The organism is Arthrobacter sp. Cza30, from assembly GCF_059090765.1.
Genome location: NZ_JBNHGA010000002.1, coordinates 845,668 through 867,220 on the forward strand (window position 1 = coordinate 845,668; position 21,553 = coordinate 867,220).

Annotated in this window: 23 protein-coding genes; 19 read left to right on the top strand and 4 right to left on the bottom strand. The window is 68.8% G+C overall.

The features are described from left to right. Nucleotides 1-83: 83 nt before the first annotated feature. On the bottom strand, nucleotides 84-1,178 hold the full coding sequence (locus tag AC5RVZ_RS09220; protein ID WP_494065431.1) for a diacylglycerol/lipid kinase family protein: 1,095 nt from the start codon (nucleotides 1,176-1,178) through the stop codon (nucleotides 84-86). Nucleotides 1,179-1,276: 98 nt separating this feature from the next. Here AC5RVZ_RS09220 and serS point away from each other — a divergent pair, with 98 nt between their 5' ends. After that, nucleotides 1,277-2,566 (top strand): serine--tRNA ligase, encoded by a 1,290-nt coding sequence (gene serS / locus AC5RVZ_RS09225; protein WP_494065432.1) that lies wholly within the window; start codon nucleotides 1,277-1,279, stop codon nucleotides 2,564-2,566. Between the two features lie 188 nt (nucleotides 2,567-2,754). Continuing rightward, entirely contained in the window at nucleotides 2,755-3,597 is an 843-nt protein-coding gene (locus AC5RVZ_RS09230) for an HAD family hydrolase (protein ID WP_494065433.1), read from the top strand. Nucleotides 3,598-3,690: 93 nt separating this feature from the next. Here AC5RVZ_RS09230 and AC5RVZ_RS09235 read toward each other — a convergent pair whose 3' ends face one another. From AC5RVZ_RS09235 to AC5RVZ_RS09245, 3 genes are all read right to left on the bottom strand, one after another. Continuing rightward, nucleotides 3,691-4,116: a DUF1761 domain-containing protein gene (locus AC5RVZ_RS09235; protein ID WP_494065434.1), complete on the bottom strand. Its 426-nt coding sequence runs from the start codon at nucleotides 4,114-4,116 to the stop codon at nucleotides 3,691-3,693. A 100-nt stretch (nucleotides 4,117-4,216) separates the two neighbouring features. After that, entirely contained in the window at nucleotides 4,217-4,843 is a 627-nt protein-coding gene (locus AC5RVZ_RS09240; RefSeq protein WP_494065435.1) for a hypothetical protein, read from the bottom strand. 199 nt (nucleotides 4,844-5,042) lie between these two features. Next, a complete protein-coding gene (locus AC5RVZ_RS09245) occupies nucleotides 5,043-5,528 on the bottom strand; it encodes an inorganic diphosphatase (protein ID WP_494001923.1) in 486 nt (161 codons plus the stop codon). Nucleotides 5,529-5,694: 166 nt separating this feature from the next. Between AC5RVZ_RS09245 and dacB the strand changes: the two genes are divergently transcribed. The 17 genes from dacB (at nucleotide 5,695) to AC5RVZ_RS09330 (ending at nucleotide 21,527) form a co-directional block, all read left to right on the top strand. Continuing rightward, nucleotides 5,695-7,110 carry a D-alanyl-D-alanine carboxypeptidase/D-alanyl-D-alanine endopeptidase gene (gene dacB, locus AC5RVZ_RS09250; protein WP_494065436.1) on the top strand — a complete coding sequence of 472 codons (1,416 nt, stop codon included), beginning with the start codon at nucleotides 5,695-5,697 and terminating at the stop codon, nucleotides 7,108-7,110. A gap of 149 nt (nucleotides 7,111-7,259) precedes the next feature. Further along, the gene (locus tag AC5RVZ_RS09255; RefSeq protein ID WP_494065437.1) at nucleotides 7,260-8,423 is read left to right on the top strand and encodes a zinc-dependent metalloprotease; all 1,164 of its coding nucleotides are present in this window, start codon (nucleotides 7,260-7,262) and stop codon (nucleotides 8,421-8,423) included. A 44-nt stretch (nucleotides 8,424-8,467) separates the two neighbouring features. Then, the gene (gene tilS, locus AC5RVZ_RS09260; protein ID WP_494065438.1) at nucleotides 8,468-9,532 is read left to right on the top strand and encodes a tRNA lysidine(34) synthetase TilS; all 1,065 of its coding nucleotides are present in this window, start codon (nucleotides 8,468-8,470) and stop codon (nucleotides 9,530-9,532) included. Between the two features lie 15 nt (nucleotides 9,533-9,547). Continuing rightward, complete coding sequence (gene hpt / locus AC5RVZ_RS09265; protein ID WP_494001927.1) at nucleotides 9,548-10,099, top strand: hypoxanthine phosphoribosyltransferase; 552 nt, start codon at nucleotides 9,548-9,550, stop codon at nucleotides 10,097-10,099. 156 nt (nucleotides 10,100-10,255) lie between these two features. Beyond that, complete coding sequence (gene ftsH / locus AC5RVZ_RS09270; protein WP_494065439.1) at nucleotides 10,256-12,295, top strand: ATP-dependent zinc metalloprotease FtsH; 2,040 nt, start codon at nucleotides 10,256-10,258, stop codon at nucleotides 12,293-12,295. 58 nt (nucleotides 12,296-12,353) lie between these two features. Beyond that, nucleotides 12,354-12,914 carry a GTP cyclohydrolase I FolE gene (gene folE / locus AC5RVZ_RS09275; RefSeq protein ID WP_494065521.1) on the top strand — a complete coding sequence of 187 codons (561 nt, stop codon included), beginning with the start codon at nucleotides 12,354-12,356 and terminating at the stop codon, nucleotides 12,912-12,914. Nucleotides 12,915-12,939: 25 nt separating this feature from the next. After that, on the top strand, nucleotides 12,940-13,845 hold the full coding sequence (gene folP / locus AC5RVZ_RS09280) for a dihydropteroate synthase (RefSeq protein WP_494065440.1): 906 nt from the start codon (nucleotides 12,940-12,942) through the stop codon (nucleotides 13,843-13,845). Nucleotides 13,846-13,853: 8 nt separating this feature from the next. Next, nucleotides 13,854-14,237 (top strand): dihydroneopterin aldolase, encoded by a 384-nt coding sequence (folB, locus tag AC5RVZ_RS09285; RefSeq protein WP_494065441.1) that lies wholly within the window; start codon nucleotides 13,854-13,856, stop codon nucleotides 14,235-14,237. Then, entirely contained in the window at nucleotides 14,234-14,743 is a 510-nt protein-coding gene (gene folK / locus AC5RVZ_RS09290; protein ID WP_494065442.1) for a 2-amino-4-hydroxy-6-hydroxymethyldihydropteridine diphosphokinase, read from the top strand. The genes folB and folK overlap by 4 nt, the downstream gene beginning before the upstream one ends. Nucleotides 14,744-14,765: 22 nt before the next feature. Then, nucleotides 14,766-15,263, top strand: coding sequence for a DUF3180 domain-containing protein (locus AC5RVZ_RS09295; RefSeq protein ID WP_494065443.1), 498 nt, complete (start codon nucleotides 14,766-14,768; stop codon nucleotides 15,261-15,263). Then, entirely contained in the window at nucleotides 15,256-15,768 is a 513-nt protein-coding gene (locus tag AC5RVZ_RS09300; protein WP_494065444.1) for a PH domain-containing protein, read from the top strand. The genes AC5RVZ_RS09295 and AC5RVZ_RS09300 overlap by 8 nt, the downstream gene beginning before the upstream one ends. Next, nucleotides 15,765-17,426: a PH domain-containing protein gene (locus AC5RVZ_RS09305; protein ID WP_494065445.1), complete on the top strand. Its 1,662-nt coding sequence runs from the start codon at nucleotides 15,765-15,767 to the stop codon at nucleotides 17,424-17,426. Before AC5RVZ_RS09300 ends, AC5RVZ_RS09305 begins: the two co-directional genes overlap by 4 nt. Further along, nucleotides 17,410-18,327 carry a Rossmann-like and DUF2520 domain-containing protein gene (locus AC5RVZ_RS09310; RefSeq protein WP_494065446.1) on the top strand — a complete coding sequence of 306 codons (918 nt, stop codon included), beginning with the start codon at nucleotides 17,410-17,412 and terminating at the stop codon, nucleotides 18,325-18,327. Before AC5RVZ_RS09305 ends, AC5RVZ_RS09310 begins: the two co-directional genes overlap by 17 nt. Next, the gene (panC, locus tag AC5RVZ_RS09315; protein WP_494065447.1) at nucleotides 18,324-19,229 is read left to right on the top strand and encodes a pantoate--beta-alanine ligase; all 906 of its coding nucleotides are present in this window, start codon (nucleotides 18,324-18,326) and stop codon (nucleotides 19,227-19,229) included. The genes AC5RVZ_RS09310 and panC overlap by 4 nt, the downstream gene beginning before the upstream one ends. A gap of 65 nt (nucleotides 19,230-19,294) precedes the next feature. Beyond that, the gene (gene lysS, locus AC5RVZ_RS09320; protein WP_494065522.1) at nucleotides 19,295-20,812 is read left to right on the top strand and encodes a lysine--tRNA ligase; all 1,518 of its coding nucleotides are present in this window, start codon (nucleotides 19,295-19,297) and stop codon (nucleotides 20,810-20,812) included. A gap of 2 nt (nucleotides 20,813-20,814) precedes the next feature. Next, nucleotides 20,815-20,973, top strand: coding sequence for a hypothetical protein (locus AC5RVZ_RS09325; protein ID WP_494065448.1), 159 nt, complete (start codon nucleotides 20,815-20,817; stop codon nucleotides 20,971-20,973). 221 nt (nucleotides 20,974-21,194) lie between these two features. Then, entirely contained in the window at nucleotides 21,195-21,527 is a 333-nt protein-coding gene (locus AC5RVZ_RS09330) for a histone-like nucleoid-structuring protein Lsr2 (protein ID WP_493978319.1), read from the top strand. The last annotated feature ends 26 nt before the right edge of the window (nucleotides 21,528-21,553 follow it).

Below are 21,553 nucleotides of genomic sequence, written 5' to 3' on the forward strand. Positions count from 1 at the left end.
GGCGGCCGCCGCCTCAGGTGGCCGCCCGGCCGCCGCGGGCCTAAGCCCGCGGGCCCTGACTGGCCGCCCGGCCGCTGCCGGCCCTAGCCGGCCGCCGGGTGACTGCCGGTGGAGGGGACCGACTCGGTGCGCACCGCCAGCGACCGCGGCCTGACCTGGACGGTCAGCGACGTGACCGGCCCGGAGGGATCGCCGTCGAGTTGGCTTCCCATCGGTTCGTGCGTGGTGATGCGGACCTTTCGCCCGCGGTGGTACTCGATCACCGGAATCGGCGCGCTGTGCCGCACCAGCGTCTTGGCGGCAATCCACAACCAGCCGATCGCGCTGCGCGGACTGAGCACCACGATGTCCAGTTCGCCGTCGTCGATTTCCGCGGTGGGGATGAAATCGATCCCCGCCGGCAACTTCCCGCAGTTGGCCAGCAGGATGCTGCGAACGCGGCGGGGCCGGGCCGGCCCGTCGTCGATGCTGACCATGACGCGCTCGCGCTGGCCGGCAAGGTGGCGGACGCCGGCTTCCGAATAGGCCATCCAGCCGAACCGGCGCTTCAGGTCGTCGCGGGTGTCGGCCAAGACATCCGCATCCACGCCGATGCCGGCGATCACCAGGAAGCTGTCCTGCGACCATTCGCCGGTCGCCTCGTTCTCCAAGATGATGTCGGCGGTGTCGATCTTGCGGATTATCCCGTGCAGCGCCACGTGGATGTTGGTCCGCAGGGCCGCCGGATCAAGACCCAAATTGCGGGCCAGCAGGTTGCCGGTGCCCAGCGGCAGCACCCCCATCGGCACCTGGGTGCCCGCCAGCTCCGAGGCAACCACCCGGATCGTGCCGTCCCCGCCGCCGGCGATCACCACGTCGGCACGCTCGGCGATGGCCCGCCTCGCTTGGCCGTGGCCCGGGTCCTCGGGCGTGGTTTCCAACACCAGGGGCGGGCTCCAACCGGCCGCCGCGCAGGCTGCCTCCACCTCGCGGCGGGCCTCGGCGGCCGCGTTCTTGACCGGGTTCACGATGAAGACCACACGCTGGTCGGGCAGGCCCGGGGGAGGCGCAAGCGCGGCCGGCACCGCTGTCCGGCGGCGCCCCAGCATGCCGCGGAGGCCCGGCCATCCCACCGCCAAGGCGGCCACCGCTAGCAGGATGATGAGGGCGGGCATCCATTCGGCAGTCATGTTGGTCATAGACTATCCAGCCCCGCCGCTTTGGCCCATTGAGGCCCGCGACCGGCTGCGGCGGGCGCGGATCGAGGCCGGAAAGCCTTTTTCGGTACCCTTAGCAGGTGATCGATGTAAACGAACTCCGCGCCAATCCAGAGATTTTCCGTGCCTCCCAGCGCGCCCGCGGCGCCGACGAGTCGGTGGTCGATGCCGTGATCGCCGCCGATACGGCCCGCCGGGAAGCGATCAATCGTTACGAGGGACTGCGCGCCGAACAGAATCTCTTCGGCAAGAAGGTGGCCCAGGCCACGGGCGGGGAGAAGGCAGAGCTCCTGGCGCAGGTCAAGGAGTTGGCAGCATCGGTCAAGGAAGCCCAGGCCGCGTCGGATGCCGCCCGGAACCAGCAGGAATCGCTGCTGCGCAGCATCCCCAACCGGATCGAAGACGGCGTTCCGGCCGGCGGCGAGGACGACTTCACCGTGCTCAAGACGGTCGGCGAGCCCCGCGACTTCGCCCGGGACGGCTTCGAGCCGAGGGACCACCTGGCTATCGGCGAGCTGATCGGCGCCATCGACATGGAACGCGGGGCCAAGGTTTCGGGCTCCCGCTTCTACTTCCTCAAGGGCGTGGGCGCCCGGCTGGAGATTGCGCTGATGAACATGGCGCTGGACCAGGCCGTGTCCAACGGCTTCATCCCCATGATCACCCCCACCCTGGTTCGCCCCGAAACCATGCAGGGGACCGGCTTCGACGTGGAGCACGACGACGAGATCTACCGGCTGGAACGGGACAACCTGTACCTGACGGGCACCTCGGAGGTGGCTCTCGCGGGCTACCACGCGGACGAGATCCTGGACCTGTCCGCCGGGCCGACGCGCTACGCCGGCTGGAGCTCCTGCTACCGCCGTGAGGCCGGGGCCGCCGGCAAGGACACCCGGGGCATCATCCGCGTGCACCAGTTCAACAAGCTGGAAATGTTCATCTACTGCCAGGTCGAGGAGGCCGCCGACGAGCACGCCCGCCTGCTCGCCTGGGAAGAAGAAATGCTGGCCAAGGTGGAGCTGCCCTACCGGGTCATCGACACCGCTGCGGGAGACCTTGGCATGAGCGCTGCCCGCAAGTTCGACTGCGAGGCCTGGGTGCCCACCCAGGAGGCCTACCGGGAGCTGACGTCCACCTCCAACTGCACGACCTTCCAGGCCCGCCGGTTAAACATCCGCGAACGCCAGGCGTCGGCGGACGGCGAAAAGAAGGGCACCAGGGCGGTGGCCACCCTGAACGGGACCCTGGCCACCACCCGCTGGATCGTCGCCATCCTGGAGCACCACCAGAACGCCGACGGCTCCGTGAATGTGCCGGCCGCGCTGCGGCCCTACCTGGGCGGCCTGGACGTCCTTCCGGTGCTCTCCTAGCGCGCCGTTCCGCCCCGGCGGCGGCACTGCGGTGCCGTCGCGGCGGGGGCCGCGTTCACCGGCACTTCATTCGCCCGTAGAAAATTTCCTACCCGGGTGTCTGCCGCCCATGTTTGACTAGGGACATGACAACTACAGCTGACAAGGCTAACGCTGGCATCGACGACCAGCGGATTGCTACGGAAGATATGACAAACGATAAAAACGAAGCCCGGCGCCACAATTTCGTGGAGAACGGGTCCCGCAAACTGGTCGCGCTGGATGTGGACGGCACCCTGGTCAACCACGACGGCCACATGAGCGATGCCGTGCGCGAAGCAGCGCGCGCCGTCGTCGACGCCGGCCACGAGGTGGTCGTCTCCACCGGGCGGTCCCTGAACGCAACGCTGCCGATCATCCAGCTGATCGGCGTCACCAAGGGGTACGCCGTCTGCTCCAACGGCGGTGTCACCCTTCGGATCGACACGTCGCTGGAGGACGGCTACGAGGTGATCGACCGGGTGACGTTCAACCCCGGACCGGCCTTGCGGGTGATGCGGGACAAGCTGCCGACCGCCAAGTTTGCGCTCGAGGACGAAGAGGGCAATTTCCTGGCCACGGAGCGCTTCCAGGACGCCAGCTTCGGCATCGAGGCCAGGGGCGTCGACTTCGAGGCGCTGCTGGAGTCCACGGCCGTGCGCGTGGTGGTTTCCAGCGCCGAAAACACTCCCGAGGAGTTCAAGGAAGCCATCGACACGGCGGGGCTCAAGGGCGTGACGTACTCGGTGGGCTGGACCGCGTGGCTGGACATCGCGGCCAACGGCGTGACCAAAGCCAGCGCGCTGGAATCCCTGCGCCGGAAGCTGGACGTCGAGCCGTCGCATACTGTCGCCATGGGCGATGGCCGCAACGACATCGAAATGCTGGACTGGGCCGCCCGGGGCGTGGCGATGGGGCAGGCGCCCGAGGAGGTCCTGGCCGTCGCCCACGAGGTCACGGGAACCGTGGAGGAAGACGGGGCAGCAGTCGTGCTGCGCAGCCTGCTGGACTGAGGCTCCCGGCTGATCCACCCGGCGGAGGTGCCCGGATGAACCCACCCGGGCACACCGGTTGCCGCCGGCTGCCTTGTGGTGCGGTGCCGGTCCTCAGGCTCCGCTGATCCCGAAGAGGCCGATGACCAGTGCCATGACCAGGAAGGTCACGAGTTCGTGCACGATGTTCAAGACGGTCAGTCCGACCGGCCGGCCCTCGAAGGCATCGTGCGTGGCGAAGCGGGCGGCGGTGAAGCCGGCCCAGAGGATGATGGCGGTCAGCACCGTGTTCCACAGGAAGTTGCCGCCGTAGAAGTCCTGCGCGATGGCCGCCGAACCCGCCAGCACCCACGCGCTGATCAGGCTGACGATCACCGTGATGATGATCGGGCGTACGGCGCTTTTGCCTTCGCCGGGGCTGACGTTGGCGACCCTCATCCAGTAGTTGCCAAAGACCTTCGGCGTGTACCAGACAGATCCGACGATCAGGGTCGACAGGGTGGCCACGATGACCGCCCAAATGTTGATCTCCGGAACCATATAAACACTCCTTTTGTCGTTGACCCGCCGGCGGAGGCAGGCGCCGTCTCCCTCGGAGTCTAGACGCCGCGGCCGGTATTGCCGTAGCGGCCGGGGCCGGTCAGCGCGGCGGGGCGACGGCGGCCGGGGAGGCGGGCCCGTGGACAAGGTCCAGCAGCCGGGCGGCTGCCGGACGGCAGGCCCACTCCTCCACCCACTGGGAGCGGACCACCGCCTTGCTCACGGCCTGGCTGGTGATGCCCAGTTCCTCGGCAATGTACCTTTGCTGGCCGCGCGCTCCGGGCGTCATCAGGTCCAGCACCTTCCACTCCGCGTCGGTGCGGGTGGCGACGATGCGGCCGATGAGCCGCAGCACGGCCTCTGCTTCCGCGGCGACCTCCGCATCGGGCCCGGACACGGCCAGCGGAACGCGCTCGCCGGTTTTCCGGGCCCGGTTCACCGCGCGCCGTGCATAGACCAGGCCGTGCCCTTCGGCGTCCTTGATGTCCTCCGGAAGCGGCGGCCGCAGTTCGCCCACGCCGATTCCCACATTCCAGCGCCGGCCGCGAAGCGCGATCAGGGCCGCGTCGATGGCCGTGGACGGCTTCTCGACCGCGCCGATCGCTTCGTCGCCGACAGACCGCTGAAAGGGGATCGCCGCGGGCAGGTGGCGCAGCGCCCTGATCAGGGCGGGCACCTGGTCGCCCGCCTCGCGGGAATCGCGCTGGTTGATGGTGAGCACGTACATGGCACCAGTATTGCGCCCGTCCGGGCAGGAACAACCGATTCCGGTTGGCTGGTGTGTCCCGCCGCCGGTCGCTCCGGGGCAAGCAAAAGCGGCCCGGACCTGAAGGGTCCGGACCGCCGTCGCCGTTCCCGCCGGTTTCCGGCGGCAAGGCTTAGTTCGGGCCGGGCGTCGCTGCCCGGCGGTTCGTCGCCGGTTGGCCTTAGCCCTGGGCGGCGAAGCGCCGGATGGAGGCTTCCAGTTCGGCCTCGGCGGCGGCGCGGTCGGCCCAGCCCTCGGCCTTGACCCACTTGCCCGGCTCCAGGTCCTTGTAGCGGGTGAAGAAGTGCTCGATTTCCTTGACCAGGAACTCCGGCACGTCGGACAGCTCCTGGATGTGGTCAAAGCGCTTGTCGGCCGGAACGCACAGCACCTTGGCGTCGCCGCCGCCGTCGTCGGTCATGTTGAAGACGGCGATCGGGCGGGATTCGACCACAACACCCGGCAGCAGGTCGTAGTCCTGCAGCATGACCATCGCGTCCAGCGGATCGCCGTCTTCGCCCAGCGTGTCCTCGAAGAAGCCGTAATGGGTGGGGTACTGCATGGAGGTGAACAGCACCCGGTCCAGGCGGAGGCGGTGGGTTTCATGGTCGATCTCGTACTTGACGCGCGAACCCTTGGGGATCTCGATGGTGACGTCATGCTGCATGGCTTCGCTCCTTGAAGGCGTTCGGAAAATTGGCTTCGGCGCCGCCGATGCACGGCCGTGGCCCGGCGCCGGACTACGCTTAACGATATAGGTCTTGCCCTTCCGTACCGGCATCGGGGTTGGAGCGGGGCATTCCCAACACTTCAAGATCCTCAGGAGGGGCAGCATGGGGCGTGGCTTCCGCGTGCTCACCTCCGGGCTGCTGGCAGTCGTCTTCGCCGTGCTGGCCGTGCCCGCCGCCCTGAACCTCGGCCAGGTTATCGATTGGCCGGAGCCGGAGCCGGTGATCAGCACCCCTGCGGCGCAGTTGCCGCCCACCGAGCTGGCGGAGCCGCTGCCGGTTAAGCCGGCGGGCGAGGCGCCGGTGCCGGATCCGGCCGTGCTGGATCCGGCCCTGGACCGGGCCTTGGCGTTCGACGGCGCCGGCGGCTTCACCGGGATCGTCACCGACGCGGCCAGCGGCGACGTGCTGTACGACGAGGCCGCCGCCGAGCCGCTGGTGCCGGCGTCCAACCTGAAGCTGCTGACCGCCGTCGCCGCCCTGGACACCATCGGCGCCGGCCACCGGTTCACTACCTCGGTCAAGCGCGGCAGCAAGCCGGGCGTGGTGTACCTGGTCGGCGGCGGGGATGCCTTGCTGGGTGCCGGGGAATCCAAGCCCGGCGCGGTCTGGGGCGAAGCCGGGCTGGCAACGCTGGCGGCCGAAGCGGCCGGGCAGCTGGCCGCCGACGGGTACAGCGGTGAACTCTCGGTGGCGGTGGACGACTCCCTCTACTCCGGGGCAGCCATCAGCGCCGCCTGGGATCCGGGCGACGTGAAGAACGGCGAAATCTCCGCCGTGTACCCGCTCGCCCTGTATGCCGGGCGGGAACAGGCCGACGGCGGCGGCGACCTGGTGGCCGATGCCGCCGCGCTGGCGGGGGCGGCGTTCCGCGACGCGCTGGCCGAAGCCGTGGCCGGGCAGGGACTCACCGTCAACGGCGCGGTGGCACGGGAGGCGGCACCGGCTGACGCGGATGTGTTGGCCGAGGCGGATTCCGCGCCGGTGGCCGACCAGGTGGCCTACATGATGCAGCACTCGGACAACTACGTGGCGGAGGTCCTCGCGCGCAACACGGCCGTGGCGGCGGGCAAGCCCGGCTCCTTCGCGGGCGGCACCGAAGCCGTCCGCGAGGCGGCGGCCCTGGCGGGCATTCCGGTGGAGGGCATGGTGCTCGCCGATGCCAGCGGCCTGTCGATGGAGAACCGGGTCAGTCCTGCCCAGCTGGCCGCGGCGGTCAGGCTGATGGCCTCATCCGATGACGCGGACCTGCGGGCCGGGATCGGCTCCCTGCCGGTCGCCGGCCTGACCGGCACCCTGTCCGGGCGCTACCTGGACAACAACCCCGCCGGCGCCGGGCTGGTCCGGGCCAAGACCGGCACCCTGAACACCGTGACGTCGCTCAGCGGCTATGTGGCCAGCGCCGACGGACGCCTGCTGGTGTTCGCCTTCGTGGCCAACGGCCTGAAAGGCTCGACCGACGCCGCGCGCGTCGCCGCCGACCGGGCGGCGACCGTGCTGGCCGGCTGCGGCTGCCGCTGAGCCGGAGCCGGGAAGCCGCGGCCCGGAAACCACGGCCGCCGGCCCACCCTTTCCGCCGACCTCGGCCGCTGAGCCGCGGCCGCCGAGCTGCTTCACTCGATGCCCGCCGGTAGTGACCGGCTCGCCGCTGATGTGATCTGATGGGACGCATGGACAGTAGCGCACCGACCCCCAGTGAATCCGGCGCCACCCCAGGCCCCGCCCCGCGGTTGGTTAACTGGGAACTGGCCGCGTCCACGGCAGCCACGCTGACCCCCGCCGGCCCCCGGATGAAGGCCGCGGAAATGCGCGCCGCCGTGGCCGAAATGCGCCGGCTGGCGGAAGAGTCGGTGGACCACGTGCACCGCATCACCGGGTTGGATGCCGCCCGCGACCTGCGCGACTCCGAGGTGCTGATCGTGGACCGCGCCGCCTGGTCCAGGGCAAACGCCCGCAGTTTCGAGGTCATGCTGGCCCCGGCCATCGCCACGCTCGCCGAAAAGCGCCCGGATCAGCTCAAGAACGCCACCACGGCCGTGGGCAGCGTGCTCACCGGCACCCAGATGGGCGCCATCCTCTCCTTCCTCTCCAGCAAGGTGCTGGGCCAGTACGACCCCTTCTGCTCCCTGTTGCCCGGCGGCCCGGCAGCCGGGCGGCTGATGCTGGTGGCGCCGAACATCGTGACCGTGGAGCGGGAACTGAATGTGGTGCCCGCCGACTTCCGCCTCTGGGTGTGCCTGCACGAGCAGACCCACCGGGTGCAGTTCGCCGCGGCCCCCTGGCTGCGCGACCACATGATGGAGCAGATCGGCGGGCTGTCGTCGTCGCTGGTGGAAAAGGCGGACACCCTCGGCGAGCGGCTGCAGCAGACGGTCAAGGCGGCCGTCGCCGCGGCCAAGGACAGCGGAAAGGACGACGGCGGGGGGCCGGGTTCGGCGCTGAAGGGTTCCCTCCTCGATCTCATCCAGGGGCCGGAAGAGAAGGCCGTGTTCTCCCACCTGACCGCCGTGATGAGCCTGCTGGAGGGCCACGCCAACGTGGTGATGGACGCGGTCGACTCCTCGCTGGTCCCGACGGTCAAGACCATCCGCCAACGTTTCAACGCGCGCGGCAAGAGCCGCGGCGCGCTGGAAAACTGGATCCGCAAACTCATGGGACTCGATGCCAAGGCCCGGCAGTACTCCGACGGGGCCAAGTTCGTCCGCGCGGTGACCCGGCAGATCGGCATGGAGGGTTTCAACCAGGTGTGGGAGCGTCCCGAAAACCTGCCCACCGAAGAGGAGATCCATCACCCCGACCTGTGGGTCAGCCGGATGGACCTCAGCCGCGCATGAGCGGCGTTGCAGCGGACCGGCGCAAGCCCCGGTTGCATCCGCGAGTGGCAGACGCCCGGCACCAGCTGCGCCAGGCGCTGGAACAGTTCGGTCCGCCGGCAGCGACCGCCGCGGGCGCCGAACCGCAGCTGTTGCTGGTGGCCTGCAGCGGGGGGCCGGATTCGCTGGCCCTGGCCGTCGCGGCGGAATTCTTCAACCGGCCGGCCCGCAACGGCGTCCGTCCCTATCGGGTGGGGGCCGTCGTCGTCGACCATGGCCTGCAACAGGGCAGCGCGGAGGTGGCCGAGGGTGCCCGGCTGCAGCTCGAAGCGCTGGGACTGGCCCCGGTCCAGGTCCGCCGGGTGGCCGTGGAATCGTCCGGCATGGGGCCGGAGGCGGCCGCCAGGACGGCACGCTACGCGGCGCTGGATGCCGCCGCGGCGGAACTCGGGGCCGCGGCGGTGCTGCTGGGGCACACCCTGGACGACCAGGCCGAGCAGGTGCTGCTGGGCCTGGGCCGCGGTTCGGGCACGCGGTCGTTGGCCGGGATGCCGGTGCAGCGGGGCCGGTACCTGCGTCCGTTCCTGTCGCTGCGCCGGGAAGACACCGAGGAGGTGTGCGCGGTGGCCGGGCTGCAGCCCTGGCACGACCCCGCCAACAGTGATCCGCAGTACATGCGCTCCCGGATCCGGATGCGGGTGATGCCGTTCCTGGAGGACGAGATGGGTCCCGGCGTCGCCCAGGCGCTGTGGCGGTCGGCACAGATCCTGGCCGCCGACGCCGACTACCTGCAGGCACGGGCGGCCGAGGAATACCGCCGGCTGCGGGTGGCCACACCGGACGGGCTGGAGCTGCCGCGGGAAGGCATGGAACAACTCCCGGCCGCCATGAAGCACCGCGTGATCGCCCTGGCCGCCGCCGAACTGGGCGGCGAAAACCCCAGCTACGAACGGCTGCAGGCGGCCGAATCGCTGCTGCGCCGCCAGGGCTCGGCCGGCCCGGTGCAGTTGGCCGGATTCGTCAGCGTCTACCGCCGGACTGCTGCCAACGCGGTTCACCAAGATGGCACAGGCTATGGCAATCTTGTGTTGAGAACAACTGGCCGCAGCCCCGGCCAGACAGACCGCTAGACCCGGGAGCATGTGGTGGATTCCAACGACGTCCAGGCAGACCTCAAGCACGTCCTCTACACCAAGGAGCAGATCCAGCAGCGCGTCGCCGAGCTGGCTGCCGAAATCGACAGGGACTATGAAGGGCGCGACCTGCTGATCGTCGGCGTCCTCAAGGGCGCGGTGATGGTCATGGCGGACCTGGCCCGGGCACTGCACAGCCACGTCAAGATGGACTGGATGGCCGTCTCCTCCTACGGCTCCGGCACCCAGTCCTCCGGCGTCGTGCGGATCCTGAAGGACCTCGAGACGGACTTGATGGGCAAGCACGTGCTCATCGTGGAGGACATCATCGACTCCGGCCTCACCCTGTCCTGGCTGAAGACCAACCTGATTTCCCGCGGTCCGGCCAGCGTGGAAATCTGCACCCTGCTGCGCAAGCCCGACGCCGCCAAAGTGGAAATCGACGTCAAGTACGTCGGCTACGAGATCCCGAACGAGTTCGTCGTGGGCTACGGGCTGGACTACGCCGAGCGCTACCGCAACCTGGACTTCATCGGCACCCTGGCACCGCACATCTACGAATAACCGCCGCACCGTCCGCCGCAGGCTAGGCTACGCCCAGAGGGAACTAATGCCCTCCCTTGAGCGTGAAGGAAGACGGACAGTGTATAGCTGTAGTAGCCGAAGGGCTGCCATCACGCGCGGACAAGCAGGAGGGACGGGCGCAAGCCCCCAAGTCGCATGAAATTGAAGAACCTTTTCAAGGGACCGATCATCTGGATTGTCCTGGTCCTGGTCATCCTCCTGATCGCCGTGCCCAATCTAGCCGGTCCGCAGTCTTCACGGGTCGACACCAGTGTGGGACTTGAACTGCTGCGGGACAACAAGGCGGAACAGGCCCGGATGAACGACGGCGCCCAGAGCGTCGACCTGACGTTGCGCGAAGACCTGGTCATCGACGACGCCAACAAGGGCAAGTCGATCACCTTCTTCTACAGCCGCGACCGCGGTCCGGACATCGTGGACGCGATCAACGCCTCCGACGTGGACACCTTCACCGACCAGCCGGTGGAGAACAACTGGTTCATGAGCTTCATCAGCCTGATCCTGCCCATCCTGATCATCGGCCTGATCTTCTGGTTCCTGCTCTCGCGCATGCAGGGCGGCGGTTCCAAGGTCATGCAGTTCGGCAAGTCCAAGGCGAAGATGATCACCAAGGACATGCCGCAGGTGACCTTCGCCGACGTCGCGGGCGTGGACGAGGCCGTGGAGGAACTGCACGAGATCAAGGAGTTCCTCTCCGAACCGGCCAAATTCCAGGCCGTCGGGGCGAAAATCCCCAAGGGCGTGCTGCTCTACGGCCCGCCCGGTACCGGCAAGACCCTGTTGGCCCGGGCCGTGGCCGGCGAAGCCGGCGTCCCCTTCTTCTCGATCTCCGGCTCCGACTTCGTGGAAATGTTCGTAGGCGTCGGCGCCTCCCGCGTCCGGGACCTGTTCGAACAGGCCAAGACCAATTCGCCGGCCATCATCTTCGTGGACGAAATCGACGCGGTCGGCCGGCACCGCGGCGCCGGCGTGGGCGGCGGCAACGACGAGCGCGAACAGACGCTGAACCAACTGCTGGTCGAGATGGACGGCTTCGACGTCAAGACCAACGTCATCCTGATCGCCGCCACCAACCGTCCCGACGTGCTGGACCCGGCGTTGCTGCGCCCGGGCCGGTTCGACCGGCAGATCGCCGTCGAGGCCCCCGACCTGGAAGGCCGCCACCAGATCCTGCAGGTGCACGCCGCCGGCAAGCCCATGGCCCCGGGGGTGGACCTGCGTTCCCTGGCCAAGCGTGCGCCCGGATTCACCGGCGCCGACCTGGCCAACGTGCTCAACGAAGCCGCCCTGCTGACCGCCCGGTCCAACGCCCAGCTGATCGACGACCGGGCGCTGGACGAAGCCATCGACCGCGTGATGGCCGGGCCGCAAAAGCGCTCCCGCGTCATGAAGGAGCACGAGCGCAAGATCACCGCCTACCACGAAGGCGGACACGCCCTGGTCGCGGCCGCGCTGCGCTACTCCGCGCCGGTCACCAAGGTCACCATCCTGCCCCGCGGCCGCGCCCTGGGCTACACCATGGTGGTGCCCGAGGACGACAAGTACTCCGTGACCCGCAACGAACTGCTGGACCAGCTCGCCTACGCCATGGGCGGCCGGGTGGCCGAGGAGATCGTCTTCCACGATCCGTCCACCGGCGCGTCCAACGACATCGAGAAGGCCACCAGCACGGCCCGCCAGATGGTCACCCAGTACGGCATGAGCGAACGCGTGGGTGCCGTGAAGCTGGGCCAGGGCGGCGGCGAACCGTTCCTGGGCCGCGACATGTCGCACGAACGCAACTACTCCGACCACGTCGCCTTCGTGGTGGATGAGGAAGTGCGCCGGCTCATCGACGACGCCCACGACGAGGCCTACGCGATCCTGACCGAGAACCGCGACGTGCTGGACCGGCTGGCACTGGCCCTGTTGGAACGCGAGACGCTGAACCAGCGTGAGATCGCCGAGATCTTCCACGACCTGCGCCGCCGCGAACTGCGGGACGTGTGGCTGTCCAAGGAAACCCGGCCGGTACACAACATCCCGCCGGTGGTCTCCCGCCGGGAGCGGGAAGCGGCCGCCAACGGCCAGCAGCAGGAAGGAAGCCACGCGGCCGTGATCGTGGACCCGAATCCGGCCGGCGGGGACCTTCCCGGAGATGACGGCCGAAGCGGCGTACCCGGCGCCAGCAGCTAGGATCACATACGTGACCGAATACGATGACGTTGTCGCAGAGCTGGATTTTGACCCGCTGATCGACCTGCCCAGGATCGAGAAGGCGGTGCGCGAAATCCTCATCGCCGTCGGCGAAGATCCCGACCGCGAAGGCCTGCGGGACACCCCGCAGCGGGTCGCCCGTTCGTACGCGGAGGTGTTTGCCGGCCTGCATCAGGACCCGGCGGACATCCTCGGCACCACGTTCGACATCAACCATGAGGAAATGGTGCTGGTCAAGGACATTCCGTTCTATTCGACCTGCGAGCACCATCTGGTCCCGTTCCACGGCACCGCTCACATTGGCTACATTCCGTCCCATGACGGTAAAGTGACCGGGTTGAGCAAGCTCGCCCGCCTGGTGGAAATCTACGCCCGGCGCCCGCAGGTGCAGGAACGCCTCACCACGCAGATCGTCGAGGCCATGGTCAAGTACCTGGAGCCCAAGGGCGCGATCGTCGTCGTCGAATGCGAACACATGTGCATGTCCATGCGCGGGGTCCGCAAGCCGGGGGCGAAGACAGTCACCTCGGCCGTGCGCGGCCAATTGCGCGAGCAGGCCACCCGAGCCGAGGCCATGAGCCTGATTATCGGACGATAGCGAAGAGAAGAGACGGTACAGATAGATGGATTCACTCGCCGCAGTCCCCGGAACCGGACCCGCCACGTCGCCGCTGCCCGTGCTGCGCAAGGCGCGCGAGCCGAAGAAGTTCGCGGACCTGCCCACCGACCGTGCCGTCGTCATGGCCATCCTGAACGTCACCCCGGACTCGTTCAGCGACGGCGGCGACCACGCCAACAAGGAAGCGGCGATCGCCTACGGGCTGAAGCTGCTGTACGGCGGCGCCGACATCATCGACGTCGGCGGTGAATCCACCCGCCCCAACGCCGACTCGATCACCCCCGAGGAAGAGCAGAAGCGCATCCTCCCGGTCATCGAGGCACTGGTCAAGGCCGGCGCCCTGATCAGCGTGGACACCATGCACGTGGACACGGCGGCCAAGGCGCTGGACGCCGGGGCGGCCATCGTCAACGACGTCTCCGGGATGACCCACGACCCGCACATGCCCGCCCTGGTGGCCGAGCGCAAGGTCCCCTACATCCTGATGCACCGGCGCGGGGACGCCCGGGAGGTCGACCCCAAGGCGGACTACCAGGACGTGGTGGCCGAGGTCCTCGCGGAGCTGACCGAACTGCGGGACAAGTTCGTCGCCGCCGGCGTGGCGCCGGAGCAGATCATCCTGGATCCGGGACTGGGCTTCTCCAAGAACGCCGAACATAACTGGGAGCTGCTGCGCGCCACGGACCGGATCGCGGAACTGGGGCACAAGGTGCTGGTCGGCGCGTCCCGCAAGCGGTTCCTCGGTTCCCTGCTGACCACCGCCGGCAAGGCCGCCGCACCCAAGGAACGCGACGAGGCCACGCTGGCGGTTTCCGCGCTGGCCGCCGCCAACGGCGCCTGGGGCGTGCGCGTGCACGACGCCGGGGCCTCGCTGGACGCGGTCAAAGTCGCCGCCGCCTGGACCAAGTAGGCCGGGACGTGACGCCAGCACCTCCGGCACGGCCGGACCTCATCAAGGTTTCCGGCATCAGGGCCACGGGCTACCACGGCGTGCTGGAGCATGAGCGCCGCGACGGCCAGCCGTTCATCGTCGACGTCACCCTGCACACCGACATCCGGGCCGCCGCGGCCGACGACGACCTGGCGAAAACCGCAAACTACGCCGAGCTCGCCGACCAGGTGGACGCGATCATCGCCGGCGAGGCCCTGCAGCTGATCGAAACACTGGCCGAACGGATAGCCGACCACGTGCTGCGCACGTTCGCGGTGGCGGCGGTCGAGGTCACGGTGCACAAGCCGCAGGCGCCCATCCAAGTGAAGTTTTCCGATGTCACGGTCAGCATCTACCGGGAGCAGCCATGAGCGTCCGCGCGGTCCTGGCGCTGGGCAGCAACCTCGGCGCACGCAGCGACACCCTCTCGCACGCGGTGGCGGACCTGGTGGACACCCCCCACGTGCGGCTGCGCGAAGTCTCGGCCGTGGTGCAGACGAAGCCGGTCGGCGGCCCCGAGGACCAGCCGGACTACCTGAACATGGTGCTCGAGGTGGAGACCGACCTGGACCCGCACCAGTTGCTGGCCCATTGCCAGGCCGTGGAAAACAAGCACCACCGCACCCGCGACGTGCGGTGGGGGCCGCGGACGCTGGACGTGGACATCATCACCTACGGCGACCTCACGCTGAACGACGAGGACCTGGTCATCCCGCACCCGCGCGCGCACGAACGCGCCTTCGTGCTGGCGCCCTGGGCCTGGATGGACTCGAACGCCACGCTCAACGGCGTCCCGGTCGGCGAACTGGCCCAGGCGGCCGGCGACCTGGACGGCGTGGAACCCTACGAGTCCGAGCCGTTCGAAGCCGGTCAATAGTGTCCGGCGGGGTGGGGGCTTCGTGAGGACCATCAGATACCGCGCTCTGGCGACCATCGCCGTCGTCACGGCAGTGCTGGGCTGGCTGGGCAACCTGCTCGCCGGGCGCGGCGGGCTGCCGGTGCCCGTCCTGCACCTCTCCTCGCTGGCCACGATGGCCGCCATCGCCGTCTTCACCCTGGTGCTCGGCCTCAAGGTGCGCCGCTGGCGCAACGGCAACCGGGACAAGGAGCTGAATCCGGTACTCGCCGCCCGCACGCTCGTGCTGGCCCAGGCCTGCGCCTATGCCGGGTCGCTGATCTTCGGCTGGCACAGCGGCATCATGGTGGATCAGCTCATGCTGCTGCTGTACCGGCCCGGCCTCGGGGCGCTGCCGGCCGTGCTGGCTATGATGGGCGGTGGCCTGGTCATGGTGGTGATCGGGCTGGTGGTGGAGCGTTTCTGCAAGCTTCCGCCCGAGGACACCGAAGCGGCCCAGGACAACGGTACCGAGGCCCAGGGCGAGGGGGAGTATGCCTAGCGAAGCGATCGATCCGGCCGGCATCAGCTGGATTCGGGTCTCGCCCAAGTACGTCACCGTGCGACTGGTCGGCTGGGCCATTTTCACGGTGGTCGCCGTCGCCCTGCTGTCCGCCCCGCTCGTCCTGGCGCTGACCGGCCTCTGGCCCGGCTTCCCGGCGTGGCTCGGCTGGCTGCTGAGCCTGGGCACGCTCGCGCTCTGCGTCTGGGCCGGGCTCCTGATCCCGCGTCAGGTCAGGGCCATCGGATATGCCGAACGCGACGAGGACCTGCTGATCCGGCGCGGACTGTTTTTCCAGCGCGTCATGGTGGTTCCCTACGGCCGGATGCAGTACGTGGATGTCGGCGTGGGGCCGCTCGAGCGGGCCTTCGGCCTGTGCTCGGTGAAGCTGCACACCGCCAGCCCGCAGACCAACGCCGGCATTCCGGGGGTGCCGGCGGTAGAAGGAGCCCGGCTGCGCGAACAACTCTCCGACCGCGGGCAGGCAAGGCTGGCCGGGCTATGACCGTTCCCGGCAGCAACGGGCAGGCCCCGCTGCCCGGGCAGGGGCCGGACGCGCCCGGCGAAGTAGTGCCGGCCTCCCAAGGGGTGCCCCTGACGCCGGACGCCACCGGCATCTGGCACCGCGTACACCCCGTCTCGCCGCTGGTCCGCGGCTGGCTGGCGCTCGCGGCGATCGCCTACTTCTTCGGCCGGGACTGGTTCGAGGCAATGTTCCGCGGCGACGAGTTCTGGGGCCTGAGCGGAGGCCGCGCCGTCTGGACCGTGCTGGTCATGGCCGTGGTCGCCGTGCTGCTGGTGGGCGGATTCTTCCTCTCCTGGTGGTTCACCCGGTACCAGGTCACCGACGACCATGTCCGGGTGAACTCCGGCGTCCTGTTCCGCCAGCACCGCCAGGCGCGGCTGGACCGGGTGCAGGCGATCGACGTCATCCAGCCGCTGCTGGCACGGATCTTCGGCCTGGCCGAACTCAAATTCGAAGTGGCCGACGCCGGCGAATCGGCCGTGCGGCTGGCCTACCTGCCGCTGGCCTCGGCGCAGCAGTTGCGCGCCACCATCCTGGCCCGGGCCGCCGGCCTGGGCAGCGATCCCGCGCACCCGCAGGAAGCGGTGGCCGAAGCCCCCGAACAGCAGATCCTGGCCATCCCGGGCGGCCGTATCCTCGGCGCGGTGCTGCTGTCCGGAACCACGCTGTTCCTGCTCATCATGCTGATCGCGGCCGGGCTCTCGACCTTTGTGTTCGGTGCCGCGTTCGGCCCGGCCTTTTTGGTCCCCGCGGCGTTCGGCGTGGTGGCCGGCTACTGGTCCACCTTCAGCACCGGCTACAACTTCCGCGCCGCCATCTCCCCGGACGGCATCCGGCTCCGCTACGGCCTGCTGGAGACCCGGGCGCAGACCGTCCCGCCGGGGCGCGTGCAGGCCGTGGAGATCATGCAGTCGCCGCTGTGGCGCCTCAAGGGCTGGTACCGGATGCGGGTGAACGTGGCCGGCTACGGCCTCAGCGCGGAGAACGCGGGCGCCCGCACCACGTTGCTGCCGGTGGGCACGCAGCAGGAAGTCATGCAGATGCTTGCGCTGGTGCTCCCGGACCCGGGCACCGAGGATCCGTTTACCGTCTTCGGGGCGGGCCTGGACGGGATAGCGGCCAAGGACCCGGACGACGCCGGCGCCTCCGACGGCGGATTCGTCACCTCGCCGCGGCGGGTGCGGTGGCTGTCCTGGCTGACTTGGCGGCGCAACGGCTTCGCCGTCACCGGGACCGCCTTGCTGGCCCGCAGCGGCCGGCTCTGGCGCAGCCTCTCGGTGGTGCCGCACGAGCGGACCCAGTCCATCGCGCTGCACCAGGGCCCGCTGGCCCGCCGCCTGCGCGTGGCGGACCTGCGCCTGCACACGACCGCCGGACCGGTCACGCCGGTGATCTACCAGGTCGACGCCGACACCGCCCGCCGGCTCTTCGACGAGCAGTCGGTCCGGGCCGCCGCGGCCCGGCGCCGCAGCGTCCCGGAGCGCTGGCTGGAAGCCCGGGGGGCCGGGGCCGGTCCCGTCCCCGAGGCGGCGGAGGGCCCCCCGGGCGGCATCCGCTGGCCGGCGCAGCAGGACGAACCGGCGCAGCAGGACGAACCACAAGGGAACAAGGAGGGCCGCGATGGTGGGCAGGAGTAGGCCCGGACGGCTGGGCATCGGAGTCATCGGCGCCGGCAAGGTCGGCGCCGTCCTCGGTGCCGCGCTGCGCGGCGTGGGGCACGCCGTCGTCGGGGTGTCAGCGGTGTCAGAGGACAGTCGGGAACGAGCCGAAAACCTGCTGCCCGGCGTTCCGGTGCTGCAGATCCCCGAGATCGTGGAACGGGCCGAACTGGTGCTGCTGGCGGTACCGGACGACGCCCTGCCGGAACTGGTGGACGGCTTGGCCGCGGCCGGGGTTTGGCAGCCGGGCCAGCTCGTGGTGCATACCTCCGGGCGCTACGGCACCGCGGTGCTGGCGCCGGCCCGGGCCAAGGGCGCCATCCCGCTGGCCATCCACCCGGCCATGACCTTCACGGGCATGAGCCTGGACCTCGCCCGGCTGAATGACTGCAGCTTCGGGGTGACGGCCGAGGCCACGGTGCTGCCGATCGCCCAGGCGCTGGTCGTGGAGATGGGCGGCGAACCGGTGGTCATCGCCGAGAAGGACCGCACGCTCTACCACGCCGCCCTGGCGCACGCCTCGAACCACCTGGTGACCATCGCGGCCCAGTCGGCGCAACTGCTGGCCGAGGTCGGCGTGGAGCAGCCGGACCGGGTGCTCAGCGGGCTGATGCGGGCCTCCCTGGAGAACGCGCTGGCCTCCGGGGAAGCGGCTTTGACCGGGCCCGTGGCCCGCGGCGACGCCGGCACCGTCCGCAGCCACCACGAGGCGCTGCTGCGCCGCGAGGTGGATTCGGGCGGCACCGACATCCGGCTGGCCTACGAGGAACTGGCCCGGGCAACGGCCCAGCGGGCCCTGCAGCGCGGCCTGCTGAAAGAGGCCCGCGCAACCGAAATCCTGGACATCCTTGCCCAGTCCCGTCCGGAGGAGAACGCGTGACGACCCGCCCCCGCCTGGTGAAAACCCGCAGCGAATTGAAGGACGCCACGGCCGGCCTGCTGGCGGCAGCGGGAGCCGCCGGGCGGCCTTCGCTGGGACTGGTCCCGACCATGGGAGCGCTGCACGCAGGCCACGCAGCGCTGGTGCGGGCCGCGCGGCAGGCGTGCGACGTCGTCGTGGTTTCCGTGTTCGTGAATCCGCTCCAATTCGGCGAGCAGCAGGACCTGGACCGCTACCCCCGCACGCTGGAAGCCGACCTGGACCTGCTGGCGGCGTGCGGGGCGGACGTGGTGTTCGCCCCCGCAGTCGAAGAGGTCTACCCGGACGGCGAGCCGCTGGTCAGGATCGACGCCGGCGCGCTGGGCGCGAAGTTCGAGGGCGCCTCCCGCCCTGGCCACTTCGACGGCGCCCTCACCGTGGTGGCCAAGCTGCTCCATTACGGGCTGCCCGCGGCGGCCGGCGCGGCCGGCTACCGCGCCTACTTCGGCCAGAAGGACGCGCAGCAGCTCGTGCTGGTGAAGCGGATGGTGGCCGACCTGAACTTTCCGGTGGACATTGTGGGTGTGCCCACGGTGCGCGACGACGACGGGCTCGCACTCTCCAGCCGCAACCGTTTCCTGAACGACGCCGAGCGGGAAGCGGCGCTGGTGCTTTCCCGCAGCCTGGCGTACCTCCGCGGACAGGCCGACCGGCACGAACCGCTGGACGTGGACGGCGCACTGGCCATGATCGAGTCGGTGCCGCTCGTCCGGCTGGACTACCTGGACGTGGTGGATCCCCGCACGCTCGAGCCGCTGGCCTTCAACTGCAGGGAAACCCCGTTCACCGGCGAGGCCCTGGTGCTGGTCGCCGCGCAGGTCGGCCCGGTTCGGCTGATCGACAACGCGCAGCTCGGCTACTGACGCCCACGGACGAAGGCCAGGGACGTTTGGCTGGCCCGGCCCCGGTACCGGTACCCTTAACTACCGTGACCCGCGATAATTCCCCCACCCCACATCCCGCAGCCGAGGCTGCCGACGCCTCCGAGCAGATGCACGTGCGCATGGCCAAGCGCGCCAAACTCCTGGAGCGCGGGGCCGAGGCGTACCCGGTGGGCGTGGACCGGACCCATACGCTGGCCGAGGTGCGCGAAAAGTACGGCCACCTCGAGGCAGACGAGACCACCGGCGACGTCGTGGGAGTGTCCGGGCGCGTGGTCTTCATTCGCAACACCGGCAAACTCTGCTTCGCGACCCTGCAGGAAGGCAGCGGGGTCCGCCTGCAGGCAATGTTGAGCCTGGCGAACATCGGCGAGGAAGCGCTCGCGGACTGGAAGGCCCTCGTGGACCTGGGCGACCATGTGTTCATCCGCGGCGAAGTCATCAGCTCCAAGCGCGGCGAACTGTCCGTCATGGCCGATACCTGGCAGATGGCCTCCAAGGCGTTGCGTCCGCTGCCCGTGCTGCATGCCGGCCTGAGTGAAGAGACCCGCGTGCGGCAGCGGTACGTGGACCTCATGGTGCGCGACGAAGCACGCCGGATGGTTTACACCCGCGCCGCCGTCATCCGCTCCATCCGGGAGACCCTCCACTCCCACGGCTACGTGGAAGTGGAGACCCCCATGCTGCAACTGGTGCACGGAGGCGCGACGGCCCGTCCCTTCGAGACCCACCTGAACGCCTTTGACCAGGACATGACCCTGCGCATTGCCACGGAGCTTTACCTCAAGCGCGCTGTGGTCGGCGGCATAGACCGGGTCTTTGAGATCGGCCGGATCTTCCGCAATGAAGGCGTTGACTCCACCCACAGCCCCGAATTCACCACGCTGGAAAGCTACGAGGCGTATGCCGACCAGTTCGTCATGGGGGAGCGCATGAAGGAAATGATCCTGAATGTGGCCGACACCATCGGCACGCGCGTCATTGAAACCCCGCAGGGCACCATTGACCTGAATGGGGAATGGCGCTGGCTGGGCGTCTATCCCGGTTTGTCCGAAGCGGTGGGCCGGGAAATCACCCCGCAGACCGGCCGTGAAGAGCTGCGCGAAATAGCCGAGCAGCACGGCGTGAAGATCGACCCGAAGTGGGATACCCAGAAGGTGGTCGTCGAGCTGTTCGGCGAAATCGTCGAACCCACGCTGCTGCAGCCGACCTTCGTGTACGATTACCCGCCGGCAGCGCAGCCGCTCGCGCGCAACCACCGCGACAATCCGGAGTTGATTGAGGCCTGGGACCTGATCATTGGCGGAATGGAACGCGGGACCGCTTTCTCCGAGCTGATTGATCCGGTGATTCAGCGCGAACGCCTGACCGAGCAGTCGCGAATGGCGGCGGCAGGAGACGAGGAAGCGATGCAGCTGGACGAAGACTTCCTGCGTGCCCTCGAATACGGCGCGCCGCCGATGGGCGGAATCGGACTGGGCATCGACCGATTGGTGATGCTTTTCACCCAGGTGGGAATCCGCGAAACGATTCTGTTCCCGCTGCTGAAGCCGGAGCTGGGCTGAGCATGGAATATCTGTGGGTACTCGCGCCGTCGGTGGGTGTCGGGCTTTTGTTCTATTTCGTGATGAAAGCCATATTCAACGCCGACCGGAAAGAACGCGAAGCGCTGGCCGAGGCGGAGCGCGAAGCCGAAAGGCGCGCGGCCGAAGGCCGCGAGGAATAGGGGAAGGCCCCGGACAAGCATCAATTGTCCGGGGTTTTTCCTTTAATCACATTCGCGCGCGACATACCGGTATTTCCCACACGGTCAAATCCGCTCTGATCCATGCCGGATTGCAGGACGATCGAATCCGGCTGTATTGCCTTGAAATGGAGTGTAGGACATAATAAGCATGGTTCGGATTATGCCGGACATATAGATACACCCACCCAAAGGAGCCTTCTGTGGCGCAAGAAGTAAAAATCATTCTGGTTGATGATCTGGATGGTGGCTCGGCCGATGAAACGGTCCGGTTCAGCCTGGATTCCAGCAGCTACGAAATTGATCTTTCTTCATCGCATGCCGAGGCGCTTCGCGACGCGCTCAAGCCGTACATTTCTTCCGGCCGGAAGATTCCTGCCCGGGGCTCCAAGGCCGCCAAGCCGGCCGGCGGCACACGCAACCAGGACGCCTCGGCGATCCGCGCGTGGGCACGGGAGAACGGTTACAACGTTAGCGACCGCGGACGTGTGCAATCCGAAATCATCGAGGCCTACAAGGCCGCCCACGGGGGATAACGGGCGGCCCGTTCCATCACGGGCAG